The following is a 26,313-nucleotide window of genomic DNA, read 5'->3' as shown; positions in this document are numbered from 1 at the left end:
TTGGAACAGCGGCTGAAAAGCGAGGCAGCGCGCTTGGGCTTCGCCGCGTGCCGGATCGCGACCGCCGACGCCGCGCCGGGCGCCGGGCAGCGGCTGCGCGCGTGGCTGGACGCAGGGCATCATGGCGACATGCTGTGGATGGAGGACCGGGCGGAGCAGCGCGGTTCGCCCAAGGGGCTGTGGCCCGACGTGCGCAGCGTCGTGATGCTGGGCATGAGCTATGCCCCTAGGCGCGATCCGCTGGCGCTCGCCCACGTGCCCGACCGTGCGCGGGTATCGGTGTATGCGCAGGGAAAGGATTATCACGATGTGGTCAAGAAGGCGCTGAAGGCGCTTGCCCGCTGGCTGGTGGAGCAGCAGGCGGGCAGCCTCAAGGTGTTCGTGGACACAGCCCCCGTCATGGAAAAGCCGCTGGCGCAGGGTGCGGGCCTTGGCTGGCAGGGCAAGCACAGCAACCTCGTTAGCCGGGACCATGGCAGCTGGCTGTTCCTGGGGGCGATCTATACCGAAATCGTCCTGGAACCCGACGGCCCGGAACGCGACCATTGCGGCAGTTGTACCGCCTGCCAGGCCGCCTGCCCGACCGACGCCTTTCCCGCGCCCTATGTGGTCGATGCGCGGCGCTGCATCTCCTACCTCACCATCGAACATAAGGGGCCGATCCCGCACGACCTGCGCGCAGGGATCGGCAATCGCGTCTACGGCTGCGACGATTGCCTGGCGGTGTGCCCGTGGAACAAGTTCGCGGACCATGCGGCGGCGAACAGGGCATTCGTCGGGCGTGCGGAACTGGCCGCGCCCGCCATCGCCGACCTGCTCGACCTTGACGACGCGGCGTTCCGGGAGATTTTCGCCGGATCGCCGATCAAGCGGATCGGGCGCAACCGCATGGTGCGCAATGCCGCCATCGCGGCGGGCAACAGCGGCGACGCGGGGCTGATCCCACGCCTTGAGGCTTTGTTGGACGACGCCGATCCGGTGGTGGCGGAAGCGGCGCGATGGGCGGTGGAGCAGCTGGCGGGCGCGGGCTATTTCGCCTGAAGCGCGGTCGCACACCCTGCGGGATCGACATCGGCCCCGGCAGGCGTGCGCGCGTCGACATGCGTCACCACCGGCTCCCGCCCCTGCGCGGGCGCGTAGAGATAGGCGTCGAGCACGCAGCGCCCGTTCGCGAATTGCAGCTTGCGTACGGTCGTTTCGCGAATGTCGAGGCGGGGCTGTCCGAACAGGCGGGTCAGCGCCTTCGCGTCCGACCCCATGAGCGGCCCCTGTTTCAGGAACGCGCTGGCGGGCGGACCGGCGGGCGGGGGCGTATAGCCGGTGGCAGGCACCACGCCGCCGCAGGCCGCAAGAGGCGCGAGCAGCAGGATGGGAGCGAGGCGGGATGGGATCATGGCCGTGTCTTTCGCCCGAGCAGCATGTGCACCGCCATAGCCGCGCTGAAGACGGGCGCAAGCAGGTTGACCAGCGGAACGAGGAACAGAAGCGCCGAGACGAGCCCCATGAGCCACCGGCCGGTGCGGGAAACCGGCGCCAGCGCGGGATGGCGCGGTTCGACCAGATCGGCCATGTCGCGCCCGAGCAGGTAGGCGTTGAGGGCGAGGAACAGCCCGACCGTACCGATCCCCGTCACCAGCAGCACGAGATAGGCGGGCAGCGCCAGCAGGTTCCAGCCGACGGTCCGGCGCAGCGATGCCAGCGCGAGCCGCACGCTGCGCCCCCATCCGACAGGCCGCGCGGCGACATGCGGGTAATCGGCGCGCTCCACAGCCTCGACGATGTCGTCCGCGAACAGGCTCATCACCGCCATCGCCGTCGCGCGGAACAGCAGCCACCCCGCCGCGACCAGCGCCAGCGCCGTGGCGGTCGCTTCCGCCGCGCTCCCGCCGCCCCAGCCGAGCCAGAGGCGCAGGCCATGGACAACCGCCCACAATCCGCCCGCTAGCGCTGCGAAGAGCAGCAGCGTCAGCAACAGCGTCTTGCCCAGCAGGCGCAGGGCCGCCGCCTGGAAGATCGAGGGGACGGCGCGCAAGGCAGCGTGGAGGACCATGACCCATCCTATCCCCCCGCCTGCCGCCCCCGTCAATCAGCGGCGTTGCGCCGGTCCGCCCCCGTCGGTAGAGACAGCGAAATTTTTCTCCCTTTTCCGAAGGACCTCGCGTGACCGCTTCCGCCCCTACCCTCGACGTCGTCGCCATCGGCAATGCCATCGTCGATGTCCTCGCCCGCAGCGACGACGCGTTCCTCGCCGAACATGCGCTCACCAAGGGGGGCATGCAGTTGATCGACGCGGAAATGGCCGAAACGCTGTATGCCGACATGCCCCAGGCGAAGGAGATCAGCGGCGGATCGGCGGCGAACACGCTGGCCGGGCTGGCTGCGCTGGGCAAGGCGTGCGGTTTCATCGGACAAGTGAACGACGACCAGCTGGGCGCGGTATTCGCGCATGACGTGCGCGCGCTCGGCATCCGGTTCGACACGCCTGCGGTGCAGGGCGATGTGCCGACCGCCCGCTGCCTGATCCTGGTGACACCCGACGCGCAGCGGACGATGAACACGTTCCTCGGCGCGTCGCAATTCCTGCCCGAAGACGCGCTCGACCTCGACATGATCCGGTCTGCGGGCATCCTCTACCTGGAAGGGTATCTGTGGGACCCCGAACAGCCGCGCGCGGCGATGCGCGCCGCCATCGACGCGGCGCGGGACGCGGGGCGCAAGGTCGCCTTCACCCTGTCCGACAATTTCGTGATCGACCGGCATCGCGCCGATTTCATCGACCTGATCGAACAGGGGCTGATCGACATCCTCTTTTCCAACGAAGGTGAGATCCGTTCGCTGGCGGAGGTCGAGGATTTCGACGGCGCGCTGTCGCGCTTTGCCGGCAAGGTGCCGGTGCTGGTGTCGACGCGGGGCGAACGGGGCGCGGTGGCGATCGTCGATGGCGTGCGGTATGAAGCGCCCGCCGCGCCGGTCAGCCAGATCGTCGACACGACAGGGGCAGGCGACCTGTTCGCCGCCGGGTTCCTCGCCGCGCATATCGAAGGGCGTTCGGTCGAGGATTGCCTGGCGCTGGGCGCGGCGGCGGCGGCGGAAGTGATCGCGCATTGGGGCGCGCGGCCCGAAGACGATCTGGTGGTGATCCGCGACCGCCTGTTCGCCTGACGACACTGAACGGAAGGCGGCGGGTCAGTCCGCCGCCTTCTGCTTGCGGAACAGCGTCCGATCCTCCGGGCCAAAGCCCCAGCGCCAGATGACGATGCCATAGGCGCCCAGGATCGCCCAGACCCCGAACACCAGCTCCACCCATTCGTAGCGCGGCGGCACCGACACGAACGCCGCCCCCACGACGCAGGCGACACCCGCCGCGATCAGCAGCGGCCAGCGCCATGCGTTGATCGGCGCGTCGAGCAGGCGTGAGAGCAGCCGCGCTTTCACCAGCGCGCTGACGCCGAGCGCCAGGCACAGCGCCAGCGCGGGCGCCGCCGCGATCCACATCACGGGCAACCCCATGTGCCGGGCGAGAAGGATCAGGATGAAGCTGAAAGCGGCCTGCAATCCGATCATGACCAGCGAGATCATGAGATTGCGGTGGCGCGCGATGTAGACGAGCGCCGATTCGCTGACCACCGCCGTCGCGGCGACGACTTCGGCGAGCAGCAGGAAAGCGAGCGCGCCTGTGCCGCCGACGAAATGCGGCCCCACCAGACCCATTACCGCTTCGCCCGGAATGCCGAGCGCGAGCGCGATGCCCGCCTGCGCCGCGATGATCCAGAAGCCGACCTGGCTGACCTGCCGCGCGATCGCCCCCAGATTGTTTTCCGCAAGGTTGCGGGTGATGACCGGACCGAGGATGGGGTCGAAACTGGTCTTGAGCTTTTGCGGCAGGGACGCGACCTGTTGCGCGACATAATAGATGCCGATGACCGCCGGACTGACGAACAGGCCGAGGATAGCCATGTCGAGCCGCCGCGATCCCCACTCCACGCCGTCCGCCGCCGCGAGCGGAAAGTTGCGCCGGGCAAGCCGCCACAATCGCAGGGGATCGGGCCGCCAGCCGCGCGGCACGCCATAATGGCGCGCCAGCGGAAGCAGCGAGGCGACGAGCGCCGCGATCATCGATACGGCATAGGACAGGATGAGGCCGTCGCGCTTGGAATAGAAGGCGAAGGCGAAGGCACCGATGCTGATCGCCCACGGTTCGATGATCGCGCGGGCGCGCACGGTCGCGCCGACGTCGAACCGGTAGGCGCAGGCCGCAAGTGCGACGTCCGATCCCGCGACCGCGATCACGGTCAGCGCCAGCAGCCGGTCAAGGCCGTTGATCGTGCTGTTGGGGAACATCGCCTGGGGGAAGGCGACGAGGATCGCGGCCCCCAGCACGGCGGCAAACAAAGTTACCGCCATGGCGTCGGTGACGACATGGGCATGGGGCCGCTCCGTCTGCGCGAGCGCGCCGGCAAGGCCGCGCTTGAGGCCGAGCGTCGCGATCTGCGCGACGAATTCGACCACCAGCACCGCATAGGCGAACCGCCCGAGCGCATCCGCGCCGTACCAGCGCCCGGCAATGAACAGGAAGGGCAGCCGCGCCGCCAGCCGAAGCAGGAAACCGAAGATATTCGTGCGCCCGCCCTTCGCCAGTGCGGCGATATCGTCCCTGTCGTCAGGAAGGGTGCGATCCGTCGCCGTGAGGGGAGGCTGGGCCTGGGTCATCGCTGCGGACGGCTTGTAGGGAGTTTCGGGCTAATGCGCGACGGGTTATTCGGGGCGCAGCGGACGCGCGAGGAGCGCGTCGATCACGTGCCCCAGCGGCGCGGCGTCGGCCAGCAATGCACAGACCGCTTCCACCACCGGCATTTCGACGCCGACGGCGCGCGCCGCGTCGCGCAGCACCGGCGCTGTATGCGCGCCTTCGGCCACGGTGCGGCGATTGGCGAGCAGGTCGGCGGCGCTCTGCCCCTCGCCCAGCCCCTTGCCGAGCGAAAAGTTGCGCGAATTGGTAGACGAGCAGGTGAGGACGAGATCGCCCAGCCCCGAAAGGCCGCCCAGCGTTTCCGCCCGCGCCCCGCGCGCAAGGCCGAAGCGCGTCATTTCGGCAAAGCCGCGCGAAATGAGCGCGGCGCGGGCGTTGAGGCCAAGGCCCGCCCCCTCCGCAACGCCGCAGGCGATGGCGAGCACGTTCTTGACCGCGCCGCCGATCTCCGCGCCGATCACATCGTCGGACACATAGGGGCGGAAGGAGGCACGGGCGATCCGCGTCGCGAGCCGCTGCCCCAGATCCTTGTCCTCGCAGGCCAGCGTGATCGCGGTCGGCAGCCCTTTTGCCACCTCATGCGCGAAAGTGGGGCCGGAAAGAACGGCGATGGGCGAGGACGGCTGCGCGTGCTGCGCGACCTGCGACATGAGAAGGCCTGTGCCCGCCTCTATCCCTTTGGAACACAGGACGAGCGGCACGCCTGCCGGAGCCTGCGCCACGACGGAGCGCAGATGCTGCGCCGGGCTGACGACGAGCAGCAGGTCGCAATCGGCAAGGTCTGCCATCGCGCTGCTGGCGCGGATGCCGGCTGCCAGGGCGATGCCGGGCAGATAAAGCGGATTTTCGCGACGCATGTTGATCGCGTCCACCACGTCCGGCTCCAGCGCCCACAGGGCCACGTCCTGTCCATCCGCCGCCATGAGCTGCGCCAGCGCGGTGCCCCACGCGCCTGCCCCGATGATTCCCGCCTTCATGCCTTGACCCCCGCTCCCCGCGCCTTTTCCGCCGTCGGATCGAGCGGCCAGCGCGGCCTTGCCGGGACCGTCAGGTCGTCGACCAGTCCCACGGCATAACGCTCGGCCCCCGCCCAGGCGATCATGGCGGCATTGTCGGTACAAAGCCAGAGCGGCGGCGCGACGAAGGGCAGGTCGCGCGATGCGGCAAGCGTTTCGAGCGCGGCGCGGATCGGGCCGTTGGCCGCGACGCCCCCGGCGACGACCAGTGCCGCGATGCCGTCGCACCGATCCAGCGCGCGACGGGTGCGGTCGATCAGGCAGTCGATCACCGCCTGCTGAAAGGATGCGGCGATATCGTCCGTGCGATACCGGCCCGACTGGGCAGCGCGCATGACCGCGCTCTTGAGCCCCGCGAAGGAGAAATGCGGCTCGGGCGTACCGACCAGCGGGCGGGGAAGCGGCACGGCGGCAGCATTGCCCCGCGCCGCCGCCTGTTCCACCAGCGGCCCGCCGGGATAGCCGAGGCCGAGCAGCTTGGCGGTCTTGTCGAACGCTTCGCCCGCCGCATCGTCGATGGTGGTGGCAAGGCGCGCATAATCGCCCGGCCCCTTGACCAGCAGCAACTGGCAATGGCCGCCCGACACCAGAAGCAGCAGATAGGGAAAGCGCAGGTCGCGGTCGGCAAGGCGGGGCGAGAGGGCGTGCCCTTCCAGATGATTGACCGCGATCAATGGCTTGCCAGCCGCGTGGGCCAGCGCCTTTCCCGTGACGAGGCCGACCATCACGCCGCCGATGAGGCCCGGTCCCGCCGTCGCGGCGATCACGTCCACGTCCGCCAGCGTCATTTTCGCGTCGGCGAGCGCCGCCTCGACCAGCGGAGTCAGCATCTCGACATGGGCGCGGGCGGCGATTTCGGGCACCACGCCGCCATAGGGCCGGTGCGCTTCCTCCTGCGTGGCGAGGCGGTGCGCGAGAATGCGACCGTCCGCGCTCACCAGCGCGGCGGCGGTTTCGTCGCAGCTCGATTCCAGGCCCAGGATGATGGTCATTGCCGCTTCCATCTAATGCCGCCGGACAGTAGAGCAAGCCGGATATGTTTTTGACAGACAGACCGTTGCGCCTGGGCACCAGGGGATCGCCGCTGGCGCTGGCGCAGGCGCATATGACCGCACGGGCGCTGATGGCCGCGCACGGTTGGGGCGAAGAGGCGATCGAGATCGTTACCGTGCAGACCAGCGGCGACCGCATTCAAGACCGCGCGCTTGCCGACATCGGCGGCAAGGCGCTGTGGACCAAGGAACTGGACCGGGCGCTGGTGTCGGGCGCGATCGACTTTGCCGTGCACAGCATGAAGGATGTCGAGACGATCCGTCCGGACGAATTCCGCATCGCCGCGATGCTGCCCCGCGCGGACGTGCGCGACCGGCTGATCGGGGCGGAGAGTTTCGAGGCGCTGCCCGACCAGCCGCTGATCGGCACCAGCTCGCCGCGCCGGTCGGCACAGGTGAGGCGGCTGCGGCCCGATGCCACGATCACGCTGTTCCGCGGCAATGTGGCGACGCGCCTGTCCAAGCTGGCGGCGGGCGAGGTTCATGCGACATTGCTGGCGGCAGCTGGCCTCGACCGGCTGGAGCAGCAGGGCGTGGGCGCGGCGCTGCCGGTCGACACGATGCTGCCCGCCCCGTCGCAGGGTGCGGTCGGGGTCGAGACGCTGGACGACAATGACGCGGTGCTCGAAGCGCTGGCCGCGATCAACGATGGCGACACCTTCGACGCGGTGATGAGCGAACGCGCGGTGCTGGAGGCGCTGGGCGGCACATGCCATTCGCCGATCGCCGCGCTGGGCGTGATCGAGCATGGGGCGGTTCGCCTGCGCGCCGAGATCATCAGCCCGGACGGCACGGAAACGGTGCGCGAGGAATGCCGCCTGTCCCGCGACGACCGGGCGGCGGCAAAAGAAGTCGGTCGCGCCCTGCTCGACAGGGCGAGCCCGGCGCTGCGCGCACTGTTCGAGGGATGAGGCGCATCATCGTTCTGCGTCCCCAACCTGCCGCCACCCGCACGGCGGACAGGGCGCGGGGGATGGGCATGGACGTGCGGGTGCATCCGCTCTTCGCGCCGCGGGCCGTGGCGTGGGTCCCGCCGCCGCCCGGCGATTTCGACGCGCTGCTGTTCACCAGCGCCAACGGCGTGCGACTGGCAGGCGGGCGGATCGATCGGTATCGCGCGATCCCGGCCTATGCGGTGGGCAGCGCGACGGCGCAGGCGATGGCCGACGCGGGCTTTGCCGATGTGGGGTGCGGAGAAGGTGACGGCAGTGCGATTGCACGGCGCATCGCGGCGGATGGGCATAGGCGGGTGCTGCACCTGGCTGGCACGACGGTCGCGGCCATGGACGCAGGGCCGCTGCAGGTGACGCGCATTCCCGTATACAGCATGGCGGCGCTGCCGCACGACCCCGCGCTGGCGGCGGACGCGGAGCCGGGATCGATACTGCTGGTCCATTCCCCGCGTGCGGGCGAACGGCTGGCGGAACAGTTGGTCGGAACCGCCCGCTCAGGGTTGCACGTCGTCGCCATCAGCGCCGCGGCGGCGCACGCCTGCGGGAGGGGATGGGCCAGCGCCACGCACCCGGCGTCGCCGCGCGACGACGATATGCTGGCCCTCGCCCGCCGATTGTGCGAATGACTGCGCCATGAGCGGTGAAAGGGTCGGAATGAGCGAGGAGGAGGGGGCTGGCGGCGCCGGAGCGCCCAGCCCGAAGCGCGGGCGAGGCGCAATGCCGGTCATCCTCCTTGCCGTTATCGCCTTCGCGCTGGGCGTGGGCGGCACCATCTGGGCATGGCCCTTCATGCAGAAACAGCGGAGCGGACAACCGCAGACCGGGGTAGCCCGCGCGCCCGCTTCGGCCCCGGCGACAGCGCCCGCCCGCAGCGCCGCAGCGCCCCTTTCTCCGCAGGCCGAACAGATGCTGGACGGGCGCATCGCGCAGTTGGAGGACCGGCTGAACCGGATCGTGGTCGAGGCGCAGGCCGCGTCGGGCAATGCCGCGCGCGCCGAAGGGCTGCTGGTCGCGTTCGCCGCGCGGCGTGCGCTCGATAGCGGACAGCCGCTCGGCTATGTCGAGGGGCAGTTGCGGCTGCGCTTCGGGCAGGCCCAGCCGCGCGCCGTCGCCGCGATCATCAATGCCGCGCGTGAGCCGATCACACTGATAGACCTGCGCGCAGGTCTGAACGGCATTGCCGACCGGCTGACCAAGCCGCCGGCAGGCGCCAGCTGGTGGGACATGGTGGCGCGCGAAGCGCGTGAGCTGGTGACGATCCGCCGCGAGGCCACGCCCTCCCCCCGGCCCGAAGTCGCGATGGAGCGCGCGCTGCGCTACATCGACAGCGGGCGCGTGAATGCCGCCCTGTTGGAAGTGCAGAAGATGCCCGGCAACCGTATCGCGGACGGTTGGATGCAGGCGGCACGGCGTTACATGGAAGCGCGGCGCGCGCTCGACCTCATCGAAACGGCGGCGATCCTCGAACCGCGCCAGCTTCGCACCGCCGAGGGCGGGGCTGTGGCGCAGACCTCTCCGCTCGCGCCCTAAAAGCGCTGTCACAATCGACGAACCGTTCGTCGCGGTCGTCGAAACCGATGGACGCAGGGTGCGTTTGTCACGACAATGTCATCTTTCCCCGTCGCCCGTGGCACGGGACATGAGGATTTGTCGTCGCCGTGCCGCCTGCCGTTCAATATGTCAGCCATTTCTGGAAGGATCGCCTTGCGACCGGGCCACGCCCGCCGCAGGTGCCGACGTTGCAGCATCTGCTCGGCAATCTGAGCCTGCCCTTCGACCTGGCTCGTACGCGCGCACAGGCGGAGGCGCTGGCCTCCCGGATCGACGGGGACGGGCGGCAGGTTCTACTGATCCCCGGCCTGATGGCGTCCGAACAGCGGATGGAATGGATGCGGCATATCCTTACCGCCGCAGGATTTGCCGCGCATGACTGGGGCATGGGGCGGAACTTCGGCCCGCGTCCCGACAGCCTGGAAAAGATCGACGCGCGCGTCGACGCGATCCGGCAGCAAAGCAGCGCGCCCGTGACGCTGGTGGGTTGGAGCCTGGGTGGGCTCTATGCGCGCGAATATGCCAAGTTTTCGCCGGAAAAGGTCGGCGGCGTGGTGACGATGGGCACCCCCTTTTCGGGCGATCCCCGCGCCAATCACGCCTGGCGGCTTTATCAGCTGGTGTCGGGCTTTCCCGTCGACAGACCGCCTTTCCCCTGCACGCGCGAGGAAAAGCCCCCGGTGCCCACCGTTGCGCTGTGGTCGCGGCGCGACGGCGTGATCCTGCCCGAATGCGCCAAGGGTCGTGCGGGTGAGCGGGACAAGGCGATCGAGGTCGATTGCACCCATATGGGCTTTGCCGCGTCGCCCGAAGGCATATTGGCGGTGGGCCAGGCGCTGGAAGCGATGGCCTAGACCGACAGGCGCCGCAACGCTTCGTCCCGCCCGATCAGCGGCAGGAGCAGCGCCATGTCCGGCCCATGATCGAGCCCGGTCAGCGCACGGCGCAGCGGCAGAAACAGCGCCTTGCCCTTGCGCCCGGTCCGATCCTTGAGCACGCCGGTCAGCGTGCGCCATATGTCCGCATCGAAGGAGACGTCCGACAGGATCGCGTGCGCCGCCGCCAGATAATCCCGGTCATCCGCGTCCGGTCCCGGCGCATCGACAGGTCCGGTGACGATGCGCCACCAGTCCGCCGCGCCCGCCACCGTTTCGAGATTGGGGCGGATGGCGTCCCAAGCGGCGACATCCATGCCCTGGGGCAAGCGATCCGCCACCGCTTCGTGGGGAAGAAGGTGCACGATCTTTTGATTGAGCGTTGCCAGTTCGACTTCGTCGAAGCGGGCGGGCGCACGACCGAAATGGGCGAAATCGAACGAATTGATCAAGGGCGCCACGTCAACGAACGGTTCGACCGGTTGCGAACTCCCAAGGCGCGCGAGCAGGGAGAGGAGCGCCGCCGGTTCGATCCCCCGATCGCGGAAATGGGCGACGCCGAGCGACCCCAGCCGCTTCGAAAGCTTGCCCTCCGTGCCGGTCAGAAGCGCTTCGTGCGCGAAGGACGGGAGCGGCGCGCCGAGCGCGTCGAACATCTGGATCTGCGTCGCGGTATTGGAAACATGATCCTCCCCCCGCAGCACATGGCTGACGCCCATCGCGATATCGTCGATGACCGACGGCAGCATGTAGAGCCACGATCCGTCCGCCCGGCGGATGACCGGATCGGACAGCAATCGGGGGTCGAAACGCTGCTCCCCCCGGATGAGATCGGTCCAGACGATCGGCGTGTCATGATCGAGCTTGAACCGCCAGTGCGGGACGCGCCCTTCCGCTTCGAAAGCTGCGACCTGCGCAGGCGTCAGCGACAAGGCGGCGCGGTCGTAGACCGGGGGCAGGCCGCGCCCGAGCAGCACCTTGCGCCGCAGATCGAGTTCCTGCGCGGTTTCGTAAGCGGGGTAGACCCGCCCCTCGGCCTTCAGCGCCGCAAACCGATCTTCGTAAAGGGCGAAGCGGTCGGACTGTTTCTCCTCCCCGTCCCAGTCGAGGCCGAGCCATCGGAGGTCGGCGCGGATCGCATCGGCATATTCCGGGCGCGACCGTTCGAGGTCGGTGTCGTCGAGCCGCAGCAGGAACCGCCCGCCGGACTTGCGCGCCCACAGCCAGTTGTGAAGCGCGGCGCGGATGTTGCCGACATGCAGGTGCCCGGTCGGGGATGGAGCGAAGCGGGTGGTGACTGTCATGTCGTCCTGAAGGCATTGGTGATGGGATAGCGGCGGTCGCGCCCGAAATTGCGGGAGCCGAGCTTGACGCCCGGGGGCGACTGGCGGCGCTTATATTCCGCGACGTACAGCAGGCGCTCGATCCGGGCGACGGTGTCCCGGTCGAAACCGCGCGCGACGAGCTGGTCCACCGACAATTCCTCCTCGACCAGGCCGTAGAGGATGGGGTCCAGCACCTCATAGGGGGGCAGGCTGTCGTCGTCGCGCTGGTTGTCGCGCAGTTCGGCGCTGGGCGGCTTGGTGATGACGCGGTCGGGCATCACCGGGCCGGACGGCCCGAGGCCGAGCGAGGGCCTGGCCGTATTGCGCCAGCGGCTGAGGTCGAAGACGGTGGTCTTGTAGGCGTCCTTCAGCACCGAATAGCCGCCCGCCATGTCGCCGTAGATGGTGGCGTAGCCGACCGACATCTCGCTCTTGTTGCCGGTGGTGAGCAGCATATGGCCGAACTTGTTGGACAGGGCCATCAGCGTGACGCCCCGAATGCGCGATTGGATATTCTCTTCGGCAAGATCGCGCTGGCGGCCTTCGAACACGGGGCCGAGCATCGCGTCGAACGCACCGACCGCCGGTTCGATGGGGATGCTGTCGTAACGCACGCCCAGCAGCCGCGCACATTCGACCGCATCGTCCAGGCTTTCCCGGCTGGTGAAGCGCGAGGGCATCATGACACACCAGACGCGGTCTGCCCCGAGCGCGTCGACAGCGACCGCAGCGGACAGGGCGGAATCGATGCCGCCCGACAGGCCGAGCACGACGCCGGGGAACCGGTTGCGGTTCACATAGTCGCGCAGGCCCAGCACCATCGCGTTGTAGATGTCGGCCGGTCGATCGTCGAGCGCATGGCGATCGCCCGGAACGCAGGTCCAGCGACCGTCCCGCCTTTCCCAGTGCGTGAATGCCAGCGCCTCTTCCCAGTCGGGCAGCTGGTGCGCGATCGTGAGGTCGCCGTTCATGACGAACGACGCCCCGTCGAACACCAGTTCGTCCTGCCCGCCGACGCGGTTCAGATAGACGAGCGGAAGCCCCGTTTCGCGCACCCGCGTGCCGGCGACGGCGTTGATGCGGCGGTCGTCCTTGTCCACCTCGAACGGGCTGCCGTTGGGGCTGATGAGGATATCGGCGCCCTGTGCTTTCAGATGCGCGGTGACGAAGGGGAACCAGATGTCCTCACAGATGGGGACACCGATCTGGACACCTTTGAACGGGATGGGCGCGGGCAGCGGGCCGGGGGCGAAGAGGCGCTTTTCGTCGAACGTCCCGTAATTGGGCAGCTCGCGCTTCTGGCGGATCGCGGTGACCGCCCCCCCCTCGAGCAGGGCGACGACGTTGAAGAGCACGCCCTGCGACGCGACGACAGTGCCCACCAGCATCGCCGGGCCGCCGTCCGCGGTCGCCTGCGCCAGCCGGTCCAGCTGCTCGTTCGCGCGGTCCAACAGCGCGGGCTTGAGCACCAGATCCTCAGGGGGATAGCCGATCAGCTGGAGTTCGGGGAAGACGATGAGGTCCGCACCGGTCGCGCGCGCACGCCATTCCAGCATCGCGTCGGCATTGGCGGCAAGGTCGCCCACGCTTTGAGTGGCCTGCGCCAGGGCGATCACGAGTTTTTCGGTCATGGGCCGCGCCCTAGTCGATTTTGCGTACGGGCGCAAAACGCCTTTCCACCCGCGTCGCCCGCCGCTACAGGGGCCGCGTCTTGCGTACCGTCATCGTTCCGTCACGTCATTTCGGGGAGTCTTGGCCATGAAGCTCATGACCGGCAATTCCAACAAGCCGCTCGCGGCCGCCATCGCCGATTATATCGAGATTCCCCTGACCGACGCCAGCGTGCGTCGGTTCGCCGACGAAGAGGTGTTCGTCGAAATCCACGAGAATGTGCGTGGCGAGGACGTGTTCGTCATCCAGTCGACGGCCTATCCCACCAACGACAACCTCATGGAACTGCTGATCATGATCGACGCGCTGAAACGCGCGTCGGCCAAGCGGATCACGGCGGTCGTCCCCTATTTCGGCTATGCCCGGCAGGACCGCAAGCCCGGCCCCCGCACCCCGATCAGCGCCAAGCTGGTGGCCAACCTCATCACCACGGCGGGCGCCGACCGGGTGCTATCGGTCGACCTCCATGCCGGCCAGATCCAGGGCTTCTTCGACATTCCGACCGACAATCTGTTCGGTGCGCCGGTCATGTCCGCCGATATCCAGGCGCGGTTCGGCGACCGCAACCTGATGGTCGTGTCGCCTGACGTGGGCGGCGTGGTGCGTGCGAGGGCGCTCGCCAAGCGGCTCGACAACGCGCCGCTCGCCATCGTCGACAAACGGCGCGAGCGCGCGGGCGAATCGGAAGTCATGAACATCATCGGCGACGTGAAGGGCCGCTTTTGCGTGCTGATCGACGATATCGTCGATTCGGCGGGCACGCTCTGCAACGCGGCCAATGCACTCAAGGCCGCCGGCGCGGAAGAGGTCGTCGCTTATGTGAGCCATGGCGTGCTGTCGGGCGGCGCGGTGGCGCGGGTCGAGGCGTCGGACCTGCTCGAACTGGTCATCACCGATTCGATCCAGGGCACCGACGCGGTCAACGGCGCCCAGCGCATCCGCCACCTGCCCATCGCCCCGCTGCTGGGTGAGGCGATCAAGCGCATCGCGGACGAAAGTTCGGTGTCCAGCCTGTTCGACTGAACCGCGTCAGGTCGGCGGCATCAGGAGAAGCGGCGTTGCGCACAAGAGGATGAGCGCGACGACGATCCGCTGCCCGCGCGAAATGCCGAGCGGCTTTTCGCGCCAGAGCATCGGGCAGGCCAGCACCGCAAGCGCGATCAGCAGGTCGGATATCGTGTCCGAACCGCCGATCGGCATGTCCTGCCGCAATGCCAGGCCGCCGAACAGCGCCAGGAAACTCACGATCCAGCCAATCAGCGCCATGTCCGCCCCTTTCCCGTCGCCTGTCTAGAACGGCACGGTTGCGGAAGGCTTAAGCGATCCGCTAGGGCCTTGCGCCATGACAACCCGCGACGACCTTGCCCTTGCCCACCGCCTCGCCGATGCCGCGGGCGAGGCGATCCGCCCCTTCTTCCGCGCGCGCTACGAGGTGGAGGTGAAGGCCGACAAGTCGCCCGTCACGCAGGCCGACCGCGCGGCGGAGGCGGCGATCCGCGCGATCCTGGAGAAGGAAAGGCCGGGCGACGGCATCGTCGGCGAGGAATATGGATCGGATCGCGCCGATGCCGAGCGGGTGTGGATTCTGGACCCCATCGACGGAACGCGCAGCTTCATTGCGGGGCGGCCGATCTTCGGCACGCTGATCGCGCTGACGCAAGGGGGGTGGCCGACAATCGGCATCGTCGACCAGCCGGTCGCACGCGAACGCTGGGCCGGGATGAGCGGCCAACCGACCTGCTTCAACGGCAAGCCCGTGCGCACGCGCGCCTGCTCCAAACTGGAAGGCGCCGGCATCGCGACGACCAGCCCGCACCTTTTCGCCGATGGGGACGTGCCGCATTATATGGCGCTCGTCGCTGCGGTGTCGGGCGGTTCGCCGCGCCAAGGGCCGGTCTATGGCGGGGATTGCTATAATTACGGGCTGCTGGCGTCGGGCTTCCTCGACATCGTGATCGAATCGGGCTTGCAGAGCTACGACTTCGCTGCGCTCGTGCCGGTGGTGGAGGGCGCGGGCGGTCTGATGTGCGATTGGAACGGGGAGCCGCTGACGGCGGACAGCGCAGGCCATGTGCTGGCGCTGGGCGATCCGGCACGGCTGGAGGACGTTCTCGAAGCGATCCATGACTCAGGGCACGACCACCACCATCCCTGACGGCGACACGGCGAATCGCTTGCCTTTTTGCAGCAGGGCTACTAAGGGCCGCCGTTCGCGATATTCAGTGAGACCGCCCGGCTAACGAGGGCTGCCGTGGCTGTCTGTAATCGTCGCGCTGACAAAGGAGACGAAAATGCCCAAGATGAAGACCAAGAGCGGTGTGAAGAAGCGCTTCAAGTTCACCGCCACCGGCAAGGTCAAGCATGGCGTCGCTGGCAAGCGTCACCGCCTGATCAGCCACAATGCCAAATATATCCGTCAGAACCGCGGCACGTCCGTCCTGTCGGACGCCGATGCCGGTCATGTGCGCCTGTGGGCGCCCTATGGCCTCAAGTAAGGAGTTCTGACCCATGGCACGTGTCAAACGTGGTGTAACCACCAAGGCGAAGCATAAGCGGATTTTGGATCAGGCGAAGGGCTATTACGGCCGTCGCAAGAACACCATCCGCATCGCGCGCCAGGCCGTCGAAAAGGCCGGCCAGTACGCCTATCGCGACCGCAAGGTGAAGAAGCGGACCTTCCGCGGTCTGTGGATTCAGCGCATTAACGCAGGCGTTCGCGCCGAAGGCCTGACCTATTCGCAGTTCATGCACGGTCTGAAGCTGGCGGGCGTCGAACTGGACCGGAAGGTTCTGGCCGACATCGCGATGCATGAAGGCGAGGCGTTCAGCGCCATCATCGCCCAGGCGAAGGCTGCGCTGCCCGCGGCCTGATCCGACGGATCGCAAGATCGTCAAAGGGCGCCGGGGCAGATGCCTTCGGCGCCCTTTTCGTTTGTCAGTCGAGGGGGCGTTTCCATGTCGCTGCATCTCTGGTGGATTTACGTCACGGCGGTTTTCCTGATTTCGGCGACGCCGGGGCCGAACATGTTGCATGTGATGACGCAGAGCATCGCCCATGGCCCGCGCCGGGCGATCAGGACCATGGCGGGCCTGATGAGCGCGGTGTTGCTGTGCCTGATCGCGTCCGCGCTGGGCCTTGGCGCCTTGCTGAAAGCATCGCCGCGCCTGTTCGACACGTTGCGCTATGCAGGCGTTGCCTATCTCGTCTGGCTGGGCATCAAGGCATGGCGCGCGCCGGTGGGCAAGAAGGGCGAGGCGCAACCGGTGCGGTCGGACCGCGCGCTCTATGCCACCGGCCTGCTGACGGGCCTGTCCAATCCCAAGCTGATCGTATTCGCCGCCGCGCTCTTCCCGCAATTCATCGTGCTGGACCGCCCCTTCTGGCTCCAGCTCGGCATCCTCATCGCCAGCTTCGTGGCGATCGAGAGCTTCTGGTACGGCGTCTATGCGCTGGGGGGCACGCGCCTTGCCCGCTGGCTGGAACCTGCCAACCGGCAGAAGCTGTTCAATCGGGGGACCGGGCTGCTCTTCATCGGCTTCGGCGGGGCGCTGCTGGGCGCGCGCGCCTGACCCTTTCCTTGCGGCCCGCGCGCGGTTAAGGCGCGTCCTGTTCCGCCAGCACAGGCATTGAGAAAAGAAGATGACCGAAACAAGCGCATTGAAAGCCGGCCTGATCGCCGACATCGAGGCCGCCGATACGCTCGACGCGCTCGACGCGCTGCGCGTGGGTGCACTCGGCAAGAGCGGGGTGGTGACGGCGCTGCTCAAGACGCTCGGCGCGATGTCGCCCGACGAGCGGCTGGAGAAGGGGCCTCCGATCCAGGATCTGCGCGAAGGCGTGACGGCGGCGATCGCGGCCCGGAAGGCGGCGCTGGAGCAGGCGGCGCTGGACGCGAAGCTGGCGTCGGAGCGAGTGGACATGACCCTGCCCGTCGACGCGGCTCCGCAGGGCAGCGTCCATCCGGTGAGTCAGGTGATGGACGAACTGGCGGAAATCTTCGCCGATCTGGGCTTTTCCGTCGCAACGGGGCCGGAGATCGAGGACGATTGGCATAATTTCACCGCGCTCAACATTCCCGAGACGCACCCCGCGCGGGCGATGCACGACACTTTCTATTTCCCCGATGACGAAACGGGCCGGAAGATGCTGCTGCGCACGCACACCTCGCCGGTGCAGATCCGCACGATGATGAGCGCAACGCCCCCCATTCGCATCATCGCGCCGGGCCGCGTCTATCGCAGCGACAGCGACGCCACGCACACGCCGATGTTCCACCAGATCGAAGGGCTGGTGATCGACAAGGGCATCACGCTCGGCCACCTCAAATGGACGCTGGAAACTTTCCTCAAGGCGTTTTTCGAGCGGGAGGACATCGTCCTGCGCCTGCGCCCGAGCTATTTCCCCTTCACCGAACCGTCGGTCGAGGTCGATGTCGGCTACACGATGGTGAACGGCCAGCGGATCATCGGCGGCGATGGCGACGCGAGCGACGGCGGATGGCTGGAGGTATTGGGCAGCGGCATGGTCAACCGCCGCGTGATCGAGGCATGCGGGCTGGACCCCGACGAATGGCAGGGATTTGCCTTCGGCACCGGGGTCGACCGCCTCGCCATGCTCAAATATGGGATGAACGACTTGCGAGCCTTCTTCGACGGCGATCTGCGCTGGCTTAGACATTATGGTTTCTCGGCGCTCGACGTGCCGACACTGAGCGGGGGAGTGGGCGCATGAAGTTCACTCTTTCATGGCTGAAGACGCATCTGGTCACCGATGCGGAGCTGCCGACTATCCTCAAGACGCTGAACGCCATCGGCCTGGAGGTCGAGGGGGTCGAAAATCCGGCGGAGAAGCTGGGCGCGTTCCGGATCGCCAAGGTGCTGACAGCGGAACGGCATCCGCAGGCGGACAAGTTGCAGGTGCTGACCGTCGACCAGGGCGACGGCGTGCCGCTTCAGGTCGTATGCGGCGCGCCCAACGCGCGCGCGGGACTGGTCGGCGTGTTCGGGGTCGAGGGTGCGGTGGTGCCGGTGAACGGCATGGTGCTCAAGAAGACCGCGATCCGTGGCGTCGAATCCAACGGCATGATGTGCTCCTTCCGCGAACTGGAACTGGGCGAGGATCATGACGGGATCATCGAACTGGCGGACGACGCGCCGGTGGGCCAGGTCTATGCCCGGTGGGCGGGCCTCGACGATCCGGTGATCGACGTGTCGGTGACGCCCAACCGGCAGGACTGCATGGGCGTGCGCGGGATCGCGCGCGATCTGGCGGCGGCGGGTCTCGGCACGCTCAACGACATCATCGTGCCGCAGATCGCGGAACAAGGCCCCGGCCCCGACATCCGCATCGAGGATGCCGAAGGCTGCCCCGCCTTCTACGGCCGTATCGTGCGCGGGGTGAAGAACGGCGCGTCGCCCGAATGGATGGCAAAGCAGCTCAAAGCCATCGGCCAGAAGCCGATCAGCGCTCTGGTCGACATCACCAATTACATCATGATCGACCTTGGGCGCCCGCTGCACGTCTACGACCTCGGCACGCTCCGCGGCGGGCTCGTTGCGCGGCGGGGCCGGGCGGGCGAGCAGGTGCTGGCGCTCAACGGCAAGACCTATACGGTCGACGAAACGATGACCGTGATCGCCGACGACGAGGCGGTCCACGACATCGGCGGTATCATGGGCGGCGAACATTCGGGCGCGCAGGACGGCACGACCGACGTGCTGATCGAATGCGCCTATTTCACGCCGGAGCGGATCGCGGTGACGGGGCAGAAGCTCGGCCTTGCGTCCGACGCGCGCGGAAGGTTCGAGCGCGGGGTCGACCCCGCCTTCCTCGACGACGGCCTGTCGATCGCGACATTCCTCGTCACCCATCTGTGCGGCGGTACGCCAAGCGAAGCGACGCGCGTGGGTGCGCCGCCGGTGGTTCCCCGGACGATTGCCTATCGGCCCGAACGGTGCCTGGCGCTGGCCGGGGTAGATGTGCCCGCCGACGAACAGAAGCGCATCCTCGCCAAGCTGGGTTTTGCCGTCAGCGGCGAAGCGCGGAGCATCGAATATCAGGACGGAATGCCGGTCGATGTGGGCGGCGAGTGGACCGTCACGGTGCCGAGCTGGCGGCGCGACGTGGACGGATGGCCCGACATCGTCGAGGAAGTGGTGCGGATCGTCGGGCTGGACCATGTGCCATCGACACCCCTGCCCCGCATGCCGGGCGTCGCGCGTCCCACCGCCACGCCCGAACAGCTGGTCGAGCGGCGCGTCCGCCGGACGGCGGCGGCACGCGGCCTTGCCGAAGCGGTCAACTGGTCTTTCCTGTCCGAGAAGGAAGCCGCAAGCGTGGGCGGCGGGCACTGGACGCTCGCCAATCCGATATCGGAGGAACTGAAGGTCATGCGCCCCTCGCTGCTGCCGGGGCTTTTGTCGGCGACGCGGCGCAACATGGATCGCGGGGCATCGTCCGTTCGCCTGTTCGAGATCGGTCGCCGTTATTTCGCACAGGGCGAACGAGCGACGGTGGGCTTCGTGCTGGCGGGCGAGAAGACCGCGCGCGGCTGGCGATCGGGCAAGGCGCAGGCGTTCGACGCGTTCGACGCCAAGGCCGAATTGCTGGCGCTGCTGGCCGCGGCGGGCGCGCCGGTCGCCAATCTCCAGAACTTCGGCGACGCGTCGGCGGCCTATCATCCGGGCCAGTCCGGCACGTTGCGGCTTGGCCCCAAGGCGGTGCTGGCCGAATATGGCGTGCTGCACCCCGCCCTTGCCCGACAGTTCGGCCTGACCGGCACGACGGTCGCGGGTGAAATCTTCCTCGACGCCATTCCCGCGCGGCGGCGGAGCGGATCGCTTCGCGCGCCCTATGCGCCGCCGCCGCTCCAGGCGGTGAAGCGCGACTTCGCCTTCCTCGTTCCCGCCGATCTGGAGGCCGACGCCCTGGTCCGCGCGGTCAGAGGCGCGGACAAGAAGAGCATCGTCGACGTGCGCCTGTTCGATGTCTTCGCCGGGCCGGGCGTGGACGAAGGGCAAAAGTCGCTGGCCGTCGAGGTGACGTTGCAGCCGGGCGAGAAGAGCTTCGGTCAGGAAGAGCTGGAAGCGATCAGCGCTGCGATCGTCAAGGCGGCGCAGAAGCTGGGCGGAAGCCTCAGGGCCTGATCGTTCGGAGATGCGCGGACGGGGCAGACCCCCGTCCAGCGCATCAAAGGTCGACGCCTGCCGCGATCGCTTCGAGCTTGCGGATGCGTTCCTTGAGGTCGGCGACCTCGATCCGCGCGGCGGCTGACGGCGGCGCGCTTTCGCGCGGCTGGCCGATCAGTTCGGCGCGCTTATAGTCGAGCCAGCCGTTCCAGCCGCGCAGCGCCGTGACCGCGACGATGGCGACACCTGCAACGGTGGTGGTCGCCAGGGTGATGTAGAGAGTGGGGTCTTGCATGGAGTGCCTCCCTGTCGAAGCGTGCCGAGCGGTCAGTCGCGCTCGCGCAATTTGTCGAATTCCCGCTCCAGCGCGGTGGAACTGTCGGTCGCGAGGCGTTCCAGCACGGCGACCCGGTCCTTCAGCCCCTTGACCTCGGCCCGCAGGCGCTCGGCCTCCGGGTCCGGACCGCGATGGGCGAAATCCTCGCCCCGGTCGCGGCGCACGACGCCCATCTTGGCCTTCACGATCTGGACGATGCCGACGATCGCGATGATGGCGACGACCATTTCGAACGAATTCATATATGTCTTCCTTCCTTGCGCGACCGGGTCAGCGCAGCGCGTCGATTTCTCGGGCGGTGCGGACGGCGGGATCGGTGGCGATCCTCTCCAGCACGGCGATCCGTTCCTCAAGGCGGCTGATGCGGCCCGTCAGCTTTTCGTTTTCGCTCGATAGGAGATCGATTTTTCGACCGGCGTCGGCGTCCATTCGATGAACGCTGTTTCCGGCATCATCCTCCAGGGGATAGCCGTGCTTCGCGCGGATCCAGGTGTTCAGGATCGTACCGCCCGCGACACAGGCGCAAATCAGGACGGGAAAGAGCCAGGACCATTGCATGATTGATCTCCCTGTTTCGTCTCGGGCTGCTCAGCGCAGGCTGTCGATTTCGTCGGCGAGGCGCGTGTTGCGGCTGGTATAGTAGATTTCGATGTCCGACAGGCGGCGGTCGATGTCGCGGAACTTGGAGCGCACATCGCGGGTGGAGCGCGCAGGGTTGGTGCGCACGCCCTGCCAGAATTTCTCGTCGTCCCGGTCGGCATAGAGGCCCGAAGGCTTGTTGTCGGCAAAGTAGACGGCGGCGAAATAGGCGATCAGCGACCAGGGAAAGGCACCCATCAGCGTGATGAGGACGGCGCCGACCCGGACCCAGACCACATCGATCCCGGTATAGTCGGCGATGCCCGAGCACACGCCCATCCATTTGCCATTCTTCTTGTCGAGGTAGAATTTGGTACGGCGGGCGCTCATGTCAGTTCCTCCGGTCGAAGCTGTAGTCGTCCGTCTCCTGCGGACGTGCGGGGCGGAAATCGGGATTGTCGGCGGCGACGATCCGTTCGACCGTTTGCAGCCGTTCTTCCATGCGGCGGGCGAGAAGGTGGAGTTCGTCCAGCAGCTTCTCGTCCTCATCGGTGATCTTGGGCGCCTGCTTCCACTTGGTGACATAGTGGAAGATCAGCCAGGGCATGCCGATGAACAGCATGCCGCAGACCATGATCGGGAGGAAGATGTCTTCCATCGGTTCAGCCCCCCTTGTTCATCGACGCCTTGAGCGCGGCGAGTTCGGCATCGACCTTGTCGGATGACTTGAGCTCGGCGATCTCTTCTTCCAGCGTCTTGGGCTGCTGACCCAGGTTCATGGCGTCGGCGCGGCCTTCGGCGATGTCGACGCGGCGTTCCAGCATGTCGAAACGGGCGAAGGCTTCGTTGACCTTCTCACCGGCATAGGCTTCGCGCACGCGCAGGCGATTTTCCGCGCTCTGAATGCGGGTGACGATGCTGTTCTGGCGAGCGCGGGCTTCGCGCAGCTTGGCCTGAAGCTTGGCGATGTCCTCTTCCGAAGCGGCCAGCGCCTCGTCCAGGGTCGAGATCTCGTGATTGAGCTGCTCGGCCATGTCGGCGGCCTTCTGCTTTTCCACCAGCGCGGCCTTGGCCAGATCCTCGCGATCCTTGCTGAGCGCCAGTTGCGCCTTGTCGGTCCAGCTGTCCTGCAAAGCCGTCAGCTTGGCGATGTGGCGGCGCATTTCCTTCTGGTCGGCAATGGTGCGGGCGGCGGACGCGCGCACCTCGACCAGCGTTTCCTCCATTTCGAGGATGATCATGCGGATCATCTTCGCCGGATCTTCCGCCTTGTCGAGCAGGTCAGTCACATTGGCGGCGATGATGTCGCGGGTGCGGGAGAAAATACCCATTTGAACGTCACTCCTGGTCTTGTCTCATGTGCGATGCCGGGGCGGGCGAGAGGGGGCTTCCCGCCCCGGCCTGATATCGCTTCCCTTACGCCAGATAGCGCATGGAAGCGGGGGCGTCATGGATCGCGAGAACGGGGGCTTCGCTGGCGCGGGCCGGACCGACCGCCGAAAGGACCATGGTCGATCCGAACAGGACGGCGGCGATGGCGACAGACATAAGCTGGCCGATTTCGCGAACGTTGGTGGTTTCCTTTTGCATTTCGATACTCCCTGAACCTTGGCCTTCATGTGGTTCCGCTGTTTCGGTGCGGATTGCCCATAGCATTGCAGAGGCCGTGCCAATTTGCCAAAAACCCCAGTTTTCTGCCGTTTTTTAACTTATGCGGCGGCCCAAGGCAAACATGCCACTTGCCAACGAATAGGAAATTTCACCATAAGTTGGCGCATGGAGAAAAATACGCAGTTCGTGGGCCAGAGCTTCGCCTTCCTCGACGCGGTCGAGCTGGCCGGGCGTGCCGCCGAACTCAACCGGCCGGTGCTGGTGATCGGCGAGCGGGGCACCGGCAAGGAATTGATCGCCGAGCGGCTGCACCACCTCTCCCCCCGCTGGGGCGAACCGCTGATCGTGATGAACTGCGCCGCCCTCCCCGAAACGCTGATCGAGGCGGAACTGTTCGGCCACGAACAGGGCGCGTTCACCGGCGCGACCAAGGCGCGACCGGGCCGGTTCGAGGAAGCGGACGGGGGCACCTTGTTCCTCGATGAACTGGGGACATTGTCGATGGCCGCGCAGGAGCGGCTGCTGCGCGTCATCGAATATGGCGAGGTGACACGCATCGGCGCATCGCGCCCGCTGCGCGTCGACGTGCGCATCGTCGCGGCGACGAACGAGGATCTGCCCGCCGCCGCCGATGCCGGGCGCTTTCGCCCCGACCTGCTCGACCGGTTGAGTTTCGAGGTCATCACCCTCCCCCCGCTGCGCGCGCGCGAAGGCGATGTGCCCGTGCTGGTCGATCATTTCGGCAGGCGCATGGCGGCGGAACTCAACTGGCCGCAATGGCCGGGCTTTTCCGCCGCCTGCGCCGCCGAGCTGGAAGCGCATGACTGGCCGGGCAATGTGCGCGAACTGCGCAATGTGGTGGAACGCGCGGTCTATCGCTGGGACGAGCCGAGCCGACCGATCAGCCGCATCACTTTCGATCCCTTCGCGTCGCCGTGGAAGCCCAAGTCCCTCATGCCGCGCGGGGCGGAGGCGCCGGTCGCCGCCCCGCCCGCAGGAGCAGCGCCCGCGACCTTATCCTGCGCCCTCGATGCGATCAGCGACCTGCGCGCCGCCGTCGACGCGCATGAGGCCGCGATCGTGCGCGCGGCGCTGGAGCGGCACCGCTACAACCAGCGCGCGACGGCCAAGGGCCTGGGCCTTACCTACGACCAGCTGCGCCACTGCATGAAGAAACACGGTCTGAGCGCAGCATGACGCCCGGTCAGCGGGTCGGCACCGGTTCCGGTCCCGAATAATCGTAGAAGCCGCGCCCGGTCTTGCGCCCATACCAGCCCGCTTCGACATATTTCACCATCAACGGTGCGGGGCGATATTTGGGATCGCCGGTCGTGCTGAGAAACACGTTCAGGATTTCGAGCGCGGTATCGAGGCCGACGAAATCGAGCAACGTCAACGGGCCCATCGGATGGTTGAGCCCGAGCTTGCAACCCTGGTCGATGTCGGTGACGCTGCCCACGCCCTCGCCCAGCACGAACACGGCTTCGTTGAGCATGGGGAGCAGGATGCGGTTCACCACGAAACCCGGCGCGTCGAACGCATGGACCGCGGTCTTGCCGATCCGGGTCGCATAGGCTTCCACCGCAGCGACCGTTTCGGGCGCGGTGGCAAGCCCGCGGATGACCTCGACCAGAACCATGACCGGCACGGGGTTGAAGAAATGGAGGCCGATGAACCGGCCCGCGTCGGGCGCAGCCTGCGCCAGTCGGGTGATGGGGATCGAGGATGTGTTGGTCGCGAGGATAGCGTCGGGGGCGAGCAGCTTGCCCACATCGGCGAAGATCGCGCGCTTCACCTCTTCCCGCTCGGTCGCGGCCTCGATCACGAACTGCGCCTCGCTTAATGGGGCGATCTCGCCCACGGGGGCGATGCGCGCCAGCGTCGCGTCGGCGTCGGCCTGCGTCATCTTTTCCTTTTCGACCGCGCGCGACAGCAGCTTGGCGATGTTCGCCTTGCCCTTTTCGGCACGGGGCAGGTCGATGTCGGACAGGATGACGTCATAGCCCGCCTGAGCGGACACCTGGGCAATGCCGATGCCCATCTGGCCGGCGCCGATCACGCCGATCGTCTGAAAATCCTTCATCCGTCATTTCCCTCCATGCCAAAAAGCTGCCCTTCGCCATAGCGCCACGCCGGTCGAGCCACCAGAGGGAGAGCCCTGTCCGTTTGCCGAGAGGCAGGAAGACGAAAAAGTGCCGACGGATCGCCTAGGCCCGTCGATTTCCCGCTTTGCGTCGCGCCTGCGCCATGGTTAAAAGCCGCCCCATGTCCCTGCCCACCCTGATGCCCGCGTCCGGACGCTTCGTGGCCGCCGTGCATCACTTTCCGCTGCGCGTCTATTTCGAGGACACCGACCTTTCCGGCCTTGTCTACCATGCCAATTATCTGCGCTATATGGAACGCGCGCGGTCGGACATGCTGCGCATCGCGGGCATCGACCAGCGCGGCGAGCATGAGGGCGGGCATGGCGTCTATGCCGTCGCCGACCTGTCGATCCGATACCGCCGCCCGGCGCGTCTGGACGATGACCTGACGGTCGTGAGCCGCGTGACCGAAGTGAAGGCGGCCAGTTGCACCATTGCGCAATCGGTCGTGCGGGACGATGAAGAGTTGACGACCGCACGCATCGCCGTCGCCTGGCTGACGCCGCAGGGCCGCCCGCAGCGCCAGCCGAAAGCCTGGACCGACATTTACACCCGCCTGTTGCAAGGGGAAGACATTCACCCATGAGCCTCAACCTGCCTGCCGCTGCGATATCCGACGCCGCGACCCTCTCCCCGTTGGCGCTGTTTCTTCAGGCCGATATCGTCGTCAAGGGCGTGATGATCGGCCTGTTGCTCGCCAGCATCTGGACTTGGGCGATCATCATCGGCTTTTCCGTGACGCTGCGTCGCGCGTCGAAGGAAAGCCGCGCTTTCGAAGGCGATTTCTGGAAGGCGGAGGATATCGACCGCTTTTACGAAACACGCGGCAAGGCTGAATTTCCGGCTGCCAAGGTGATGGCGGCGGGCGTCACCGAATGGCGTCGCTCGACCGCGCAGCGGGTGATCGACCGCGAAGGCACGCGCGACCGCCTCTCCACATCGATGGCGAGCGCGATCGCGGCGGAGATAGACCGCCTGTCCGACCGGCTGAACGTGCTGGCGACGATCGGGTCGGTCGCGCCCTTCGTCGGCCTGTTCGGCACGGTATGGGGGATCATGCGGGCCTTCACCTCGATCGCGGCGGAACAGAATAGCAGCCTGGCGGTCGTCGCGCCCGGCATCGCCGAAGCGCTGTTCGCGACCGCCATCGGCCTGTTCGCCGCGATCCCGGCGGTCATCGCCTACAACCGCTTCAGCCATGGCATCAATCGTCTCGAATCCGCTCTGTCGCGCTTTGCCGACGGCTTTTACGCGACGTTGAGCCGCGAATTGGAGGCGCAGCGATGATCCGCGGCTCCGCTGTCCGCAGGGGCGCGCGATA

At 67.3% G+C, this 26,313-nt stretch carries 32 protein-coding genes; 16 read left to right on the top strand and 16 right to left on the bottom strand.

Translation table 11 applies throughout. The features are described from left to right. Positions 1-1,041: a tRNA epoxyqueuosine(34) reductase QueG gene (gene queG / locus DI606_RS02360; RefSeq protein WP_293979596.1), complete on the top strand. Its 1,041-nt coding sequence runs from the start codon at positions 1-3 to the stop codon at positions 1,039-1,041. On the opposite strand, the gene DI606_RS02355 is transcribed toward queG, so the two are convergent. Both DI606_RS02355 and DI606_RS02350 read right to left on the bottom strand, forming a co-directional pair. Continuing rightward, positions 1,029-1,394, bottom strand: a complete 366-nt coding sequence (locus DI606_RS02355; RefSeq protein WP_293979493.1) for a hypothetical protein — start codon at positions 1,392-1,394, stop codon at positions 1,029-1,031. The genes queG and DI606_RS02355 overlap by 13 nt on opposite strands. Beyond that, the gene (locus DI606_RS02350; protein ID WP_293979491.1) at positions 1,391-2,050 is read right to left on the bottom strand and encodes an EI24 domain-containing protein; all 660 of its coding nucleotides are present in this window, start codon (positions 2,048-2,050) and stop codon (positions 1,391-1,393) included. The genes DI606_RS02355 and DI606_RS02350 overlap by 4 nt, the downstream gene beginning before the upstream one ends. Before the next feature lie 110 nt (positions 2,051-2,160). Between DI606_RS02350 and DI606_RS02345 the strand changes: the two genes are divergently transcribed. After that, entirely contained in the window at positions 2,161-3,162 is a 1,002-nt protein-coding gene (locus DI606_RS02345) for an adenosine kinase (RefSeq protein ID WP_293979489.1), read from the top strand. Positions 3,163-3,186: 24 nt separating this feature from the next. Here DI606_RS02345 and DI606_RS02340 read toward each other — a convergent pair whose 3' ends face one another. The 3 genes from DI606_RS02340 to tsaD are packed head-to-tail and all read right to left on the bottom strand — an operon-like array spanning position 3,187 to position 6,758. Next, complete coding sequence (locus tag DI606_RS02340; protein WP_293979487.1) at positions 3,187-4,710, bottom strand: lipopolysaccharide biosynthesis protein; 1,524 nt, start codon at positions 4,708-4,710, stop codon at positions 3,187-3,189. Positions 4,711-4,755: 45 nt separating this feature from the next. Then, positions 4,756-5,727 (bottom strand): NAD(P)H-dependent glycerol-3-phosphate dehydrogenase, encoded by a 972-nt coding sequence (locus DI606_RS02335; RefSeq protein ID WP_293979485.1) that lies wholly within the window; start codon positions 5,725-5,727, stop codon positions 4,756-4,758. Next, complete coding sequence (gene tsaD, locus DI606_RS02330) at positions 5,724-6,758, bottom strand: tRNA (adenosine(37)-N6)-threonylcarbamoyltransferase complex transferase subunit TsaD (RefSeq protein WP_293979483.1); 1,035 nt, start codon at positions 6,756-6,758, stop codon at positions 5,724-5,726. The genes DI606_RS02335 and tsaD overlap by 4 nt, the downstream gene beginning before the upstream one ends. Before the next feature lie 44 nt (positions 6,759-6,802). Here tsaD and hemC point away from each other — a divergent pair, with 44 nt between their 5' ends. From hemC to DI606_RS02310, 4 genes are all read left to right on the top strand, one after another. Beyond that, positions 6,803-7,729, top strand: a complete 927-nt coding sequence (hemC, locus tag DI606_RS02325) for a hydroxymethylbilane synthase (protein WP_293979481.1) — start codon at positions 6,803-6,805, stop codon at positions 7,727-7,729. Next, positions 7,726-8,397 (top strand): uroporphyrinogen-III synthase, encoded by a 672-nt coding sequence (locus DI606_RS02320; RefSeq protein ID WP_293979479.1) that lies wholly within the window; start codon positions 7,726-7,728, stop codon positions 8,395-8,397. Before hemC ends, DI606_RS02320 begins: the two co-directional genes overlap by 4 nt. Before the next feature lie 7 nt (positions 8,398-8,404). Continuing rightward, positions 8,405-9,301 (top strand): hypothetical protein, encoded by an 897-nt coding sequence (locus DI606_RS02315; RefSeq protein WP_293979478.1) that lies wholly within the window; start codon positions 8,405-8,407, stop codon positions 9,299-9,301. Positions 9,302-9,429: 128 nt separating this feature from the next. Further along, the gene (locus DI606_RS02310) at positions 9,430-10,176 is read left to right on the top strand and encodes an alpha/beta hydrolase (RefSeq protein WP_293979477.1); all 747 of its coding nucleotides are present in this window, start codon (positions 9,430-9,432) and stop codon (positions 10,174-10,176) included. Here the strand turns inward: DI606_RS02310 and gltX are convergent. Then, entirely contained in the window at positions 10,173-11,501 is a 1,329-nt protein-coding gene (gene gltX / locus DI606_RS02305) for a glutamate--tRNA ligase (RefSeq protein WP_293979475.1), read from the bottom strand. The genes DI606_RS02310 and gltX overlap by 4 nt on opposite strands. Next, positions 11,498-13,153, bottom strand: coding sequence for an NAD+ synthase (locus DI606_RS02300; RefSeq protein ID WP_293979473.1), 1,656 nt, complete (start codon positions 13,151-13,153; stop codon positions 11,498-11,500). The genes gltX and DI606_RS02300 overlap by 4 nt, the downstream gene beginning before the upstream one ends. 127 nt (positions 13,154-13,280) lie before the next feature. On the opposite strand from DI606_RS02300, the gene DI606_RS02295 reads away from it, so the two are divergent. Next, positions 13,281-14,216, top strand: a complete 936-nt coding sequence (locus DI606_RS02295) for a ribose-phosphate pyrophosphokinase (protein ID WP_293979471.1) — start codon at positions 13,281-13,283, stop codon at positions 14,214-14,216. A 6-nt stretch (positions 14,217-14,222) separates the two neighbouring features. Here DI606_RS02295 and DI606_RS02290 read toward each other — a convergent pair whose 3' ends face one another. Next, complete coding sequence (locus DI606_RS02290; RefSeq protein ID WP_293979469.1) at positions 14,223-14,459, bottom strand: hypothetical protein; 237 nt, start codon at positions 14,457-14,459, stop codon at positions 14,223-14,225. Between the two features lie 76 nt (positions 14,460-14,535). On the opposite strand from DI606_RS02290, the gene hisN reads away from it, so the two are divergent. The 6 genes from hisN (at position 14,536) to pheT (ending at position 20,339) form a co-directional block, all read left to right on the top strand. After that, the gene (hisN, locus tag DI606_RS02285) at positions 14,536-15,348 is read left to right on the top strand and encodes a histidinol-phosphatase (RefSeq protein ID WP_293979467.1); all 813 of its coding nucleotides are present in this window, start codon (positions 14,536-14,538) and stop codon (positions 15,346-15,348) included. A 136-nt stretch (positions 15,349-15,484) separates the two neighbouring features. After that, positions 15,485-15,688: a 50S ribosomal protein L35 gene (gene rpmI, locus DI606_RS02280; RefSeq protein WP_066699836.1), complete on the top strand. Its 204-nt coding sequence runs from the start codon at positions 15,485-15,487 to the stop codon at positions 15,686-15,688. Between the two features lie 13 nt (positions 15,689-15,701). Then, positions 15,702-16,064, top strand: a complete 363-nt coding sequence (rplT, locus tag DI606_RS02275) for a 50S ribosomal protein L20 (protein ID WP_007711871.1) — start codon at positions 15,702-15,704, stop codon at positions 16,062-16,064. An 84-nt stretch (positions 16,065-16,148) separates the two neighbouring features. Then, the gene (locus DI606_RS02270; RefSeq protein WP_293979466.1) at positions 16,149-16,763 is read left to right on the top strand and encodes a LysE family translocator; all 615 of its coding nucleotides are present in this window, start codon (positions 16,149-16,151) and stop codon (positions 16,761-16,763) included. Positions 16,764-16,833: 70 nt separating this feature from the next. Further along, entirely contained in the window at positions 16,834-17,925 is a 1,092-nt protein-coding gene (pheS, locus tag DI606_RS02265) for a phenylalanine--tRNA ligase subunit alpha (protein ID WP_293979465.1), read from the top strand. Continuing rightward, positions 17,922-20,339 carry a phenylalanine--tRNA ligase subunit beta gene (pheT, locus tag DI606_RS02260; protein ID WP_293979463.1) on the top strand — a complete coding sequence of 806 codons (2,418 nt, stop codon included), beginning with the start codon at positions 17,922-17,924 and terminating at the stop codon, positions 20,337-20,339. Before pheS ends, pheT begins: the two co-directional genes overlap by 4 nt. 43 nt (positions 20,340-20,382) lie before the next feature. Here the strand turns inward: pheT and DI606_RS02255 are convergent, their stop codons facing one another. The 7 genes from DI606_RS02255 to DI606_RS02225 all read right to left on the bottom strand — a co-directional run bounded on the left by DI606_RS02255 (position 20,383) and on the right by DI606_RS02225 (position 22,827). Further along, positions 20,383-20,616 (bottom strand): hypothetical protein, encoded by a 234-nt coding sequence (locus tag DI606_RS02255; protein WP_293979462.1) that lies wholly within the window; start codon positions 20,614-20,616, stop codon positions 20,383-20,385. A 32-nt stretch (positions 20,617-20,648) separates the two neighbouring features. Then, positions 20,649-20,900 (bottom strand): hypothetical protein, encoded by a 252-nt coding sequence (locus DI606_RS02250; RefSeq protein ID WP_293979461.1) that lies wholly within the window; start codon positions 20,898-20,900, stop codon positions 20,649-20,651. A 28-nt stretch (positions 20,901-20,928) separates the two neighbouring features. Next, complete coding sequence (locus DI606_RS02245; protein ID WP_293979460.1) at positions 20,929-21,216, bottom strand: hypothetical protein; 288 nt, start codon at positions 21,214-21,216, stop codon at positions 20,929-20,931. A 30-nt stretch (positions 21,217-21,246) separates the two neighbouring features. After that, positions 21,247-21,627, bottom strand: coding sequence for an envelope stress response membrane protein PspC (gene pspC / locus DI606_RS02240; RefSeq protein WP_293979459.1), 381 nt, complete (start codon positions 21,625-21,627; stop codon positions 21,247-21,249). Between the two features lies 1 nt (position 21,628). Then, positions 21,629-21,895 (bottom strand): envelope stress response membrane protein PspB, encoded by a 267-nt coding sequence (gene pspB / locus DI606_RS02235; protein ID WP_293979458.1) that lies wholly within the window; start codon positions 21,893-21,895, stop codon positions 21,629-21,631. A gap of 4 nt (positions 21,896-21,899) precedes the next feature. Next, positions 21,900-22,568 carry a phage shock protein PspA gene (gene pspA, locus DI606_RS02230; protein WP_293979456.1) on the bottom strand — a complete coding sequence of 223 codons (669 nt, stop codon included), beginning with the start codon at positions 22,566-22,568 and terminating at the stop codon, positions 21,900-21,902. 85 nt (positions 22,569-22,653) lie between these two features. Next, complete coding sequence (locus DI606_RS02225; RefSeq protein ID WP_293979454.1) at positions 22,654-22,827, bottom strand: hypothetical protein; 174 nt, start codon at positions 22,825-22,827, stop codon at positions 22,654-22,656. A 186-nt stretch (positions 22,828-23,013) separates the two neighbouring features. On the opposite strand from DI606_RS02225, the gene pspF reads away from it, so the two are divergent. Beyond that, a complete protein-coding gene (pspF, locus tag DI606_RS02220; protein ID WP_293979451.1) occupies positions 23,014-24,045 on the top strand; it encodes a phage shock protein operon transcriptional activator in 1,032 nt (343 codons plus the stop codon). Between the two features lie 7 nt (positions 24,046-24,052). Here the strand turns inward: pspF and DI606_RS02215 are convergent, their stop codons facing one another. Next, on the bottom strand, positions 24,053-24,931 hold the full coding sequence (locus tag DI606_RS02215; RefSeq protein ID WP_293979450.1) for a 3-hydroxyacyl-CoA dehydrogenase NAD-binding domain-containing protein: 879 nt from the start codon (positions 24,929-24,931) through the stop codon (positions 24,053-24,055). A 182-nt stretch (positions 24,932-25,113) separates the two neighbouring features. Between DI606_RS02215 and DI606_RS02210 the strand changes: the two genes are divergently transcribed. Beyond that, complete coding sequence (locus tag DI606_RS02210; protein ID WP_293979449.1) at positions 25,114-25,578, top strand: YbgC/FadM family acyl-CoA thioesterase; 465 nt, start codon at positions 25,114-25,116, stop codon at positions 25,576-25,578. Continuing rightward, entirely contained in the window at positions 25,575-26,279 is a 705-nt protein-coding gene (gene tolQ / locus DI606_RS02205) for a protein TolQ (protein ID WP_293979447.1), read from the top strand. The genes DI606_RS02210 and tolQ overlap by 4 nt, the downstream gene beginning before the upstream one ends. Positions 26,280-26,313: the final 34 nt, after the last annotated feature.

It is taken from the genome of Sphingobium sp., assembly GCF_003248505.1.
In the GTDB taxonomy this organism is placed as follows: Bacteria; Pseudomonadota; Alphaproteobacteria; order Sphingomonadales; family Sphingomonadaceae; genus Sphingobium.
Note: the sequence above shows the minus strand (reverse complement) of the source record. Positions and strands in the feature narration are given on the sequence as shown.

Excerpts from the sequence above, each read along its gene's own strand:
- pspA (WP_293979456.1), bottom strand. The coding sequence starts at position 22,568 with ATGGGTATTTTCTCCCGCACCCGCGACATCATCGCCGCCAATGTGACT.
- rplT (WP_007711871.1), top strand. The coding sequence starts at position 15,702 with ATGGCACGTGTCAAACGTGGTGTAACCACCAAGGCGAAGCATAAGCGG.
- pspB (WP_293979458.1), bottom strand. The coding sequence starts at position 21,895 with ATGGAAGACATCTTCCTCCCGATCATGGTCTGCGGCATGCTGTTCATC.
- DI606_RS02295 (WP_293979471.1), top strand. The coding sequence starts at position 13,281 with ATGAAGCTCATGACCGGCAATTCCAACAAGCCGCTCGCGGCCGCCATC.
- DI606_RS02255 (WP_293979462.1), bottom strand. The coding sequence starts at position 20,616 with ATGCAAGACCCCACTCTCTACATCACCCTGGCGACCACCACCGTTGCA.
- DI606_RS02210 (WP_293979449.1), top strand. The coding sequence starts at position 25,114 with ATGTCCCTGCCCACCCTGATGCCCGCGTCCGGACGCTTCGTGGCCGCC.
- DI606_RS02215 (WP_293979450.1), bottom strand. The coding sequence starts at position 24,931 with ATGAAGGATTTTCAGACGATCGGCGTGATCGGCGCCGGCCAGATGGGC.
- DI606_RS02270 (WP_293979466.1), top strand. The coding sequence starts at position 16,149 with ATGTCGCTGCATCTCTGGTGGATTTACGTCACGGCGGTTTTCCTGATT.
- tolQ (WP_293979447.1), top strand. The coding sequence starts at position 25,575 with ATGAGCCTCAACCTGCCTGCCGCTGCGATATCCGACGCCGCGACCCTC.
- DI606_RS02245 (WP_293979460.1), bottom strand. The coding sequence starts at position 21,216 with ATGCAATGGTCCTGGCTCTTTCCCGTCCTGATTTGCGCCTGTGTCGCG.
- pheS (WP_293979465.1), top strand. The coding sequence starts at position 16,834 with ATGACCGAAACAAGCGCATTGAAAGCCGGCCTGATCGCCGACATCGAG.
- DI606_RS02335 (WP_293979485.1), bottom strand. The coding sequence starts at position 5,727 with ATGAAGGCGGGAATCATCGGGGCAGGCGCGTGGGGCACCGCGCTGGCG.
- pheT (WP_293979463.1), top strand. The coding sequence starts at position 17,922 with ATGAAGTTCACTCTTTCATGGCTGAAGACGCATCTGGTCACCGATGCG.
- rpmI (WP_066699836.1), top strand. The coding sequence starts at position 15,485 with ATGCCCAAGATGAAGACCAAGAGCGGTGTGAAGAAGCGCTTCAAGTTC.
- pspC (WP_293979459.1), bottom strand. The coding sequence starts at position 21,627 with ATGAGCGCCCGCCGTACCAAATTCTACCTCGACAAGAAGAATGGCAAA.
- gltX (WP_293979475.1), bottom strand. The coding sequence starts at position 11,501 with ATGACAGTCACCACCCGCTTCGCTCCATCCCCGACCGGGCACCTGCAT.
- hemC (WP_293979481.1), top strand. The coding sequence starts at position 6,803 with ATGTTTTTGACAGACAGACCGTTGCGCCTGGGCACCAGGGGATCGCCG.
- DI606_RS02225 (WP_293979454.1), bottom strand. The coding sequence starts at position 22,827 with ATGCAAAAGGAAACCACCAACGTTCGCGAAATCGGCCAGCTTATGTCT.
- DI606_RS02340 (WP_293979487.1), bottom strand. The coding sequence starts at position 4,710 with ATGACCCAGGCCCAGCCTCCCCTCACGGCGACGGATCGCACCCTTCCT.
- DI606_RS02250 (WP_293979461.1), bottom strand. The coding sequence starts at position 20,900 with ATGAATTCGTTCGAAATGGTCGTCGCCATCATCGCGATCGTCGGCATC.
- hisN (WP_293979467.1), top strand. The coding sequence starts at position 14,536 with ATGACAACCCGCGACGACCTTGCCCTTGCCCACCGCCTCGCCGATGCC.
- DI606_RS02300 (WP_293979473.1), bottom strand. The coding sequence starts at position 13,153 with ATGACCGAAAAACTCGTGATCGCCCTGGCGCAGGCCACTCAAAGCGTG.
- DI606_RS02355 (WP_293979493.1), bottom strand. The coding sequence starts at position 1,394 with ATGATCCCATCCCGCCTCGCTCCCATCCTGCTGCTCGCGCCTCTTGCG.
- pspF (WP_293979451.1), top strand. The coding sequence starts at position 23,014 with ATGGAGAAAAATACGCAGTTCGTGGGCCAGAGCTTCGCCTTCCTCGAC.
- DI606_RS02320 (WP_293979479.1), top strand. The coding sequence starts at position 7,726 with ATGAGGCGCATCATCGTTCTGCGTCCCCAACCTGCCGCCACCCGCACG.
- DI606_RS02290 (WP_293979469.1), bottom strand. The coding sequence starts at position 14,459 with ATGGCGCTGATTGGCTGGATCGTGAGTTTCCTGGCGCTGTTCGGCGGC.
- DI606_RS02350 (WP_293979491.1), bottom strand. The coding sequence starts at position 2,050 with ATGGTCCTCCACGCTGCCTTGCGCGCCGTCCCCTCGATCTTCCAGGCG.
- DI606_RS02315 (WP_293979478.1), top strand. The coding sequence starts at position 8,405 with ATGAGCGGTGAAAGGGTCGGAATGAGCGAGGAGGAGGGGGCTGGCGGC.
- tsaD (WP_293979483.1), bottom strand. The coding sequence starts at position 6,758 with ATGACCATCATCCTGGGCCTGGAATCGAGCTGCGACGAAACCGCCGCC.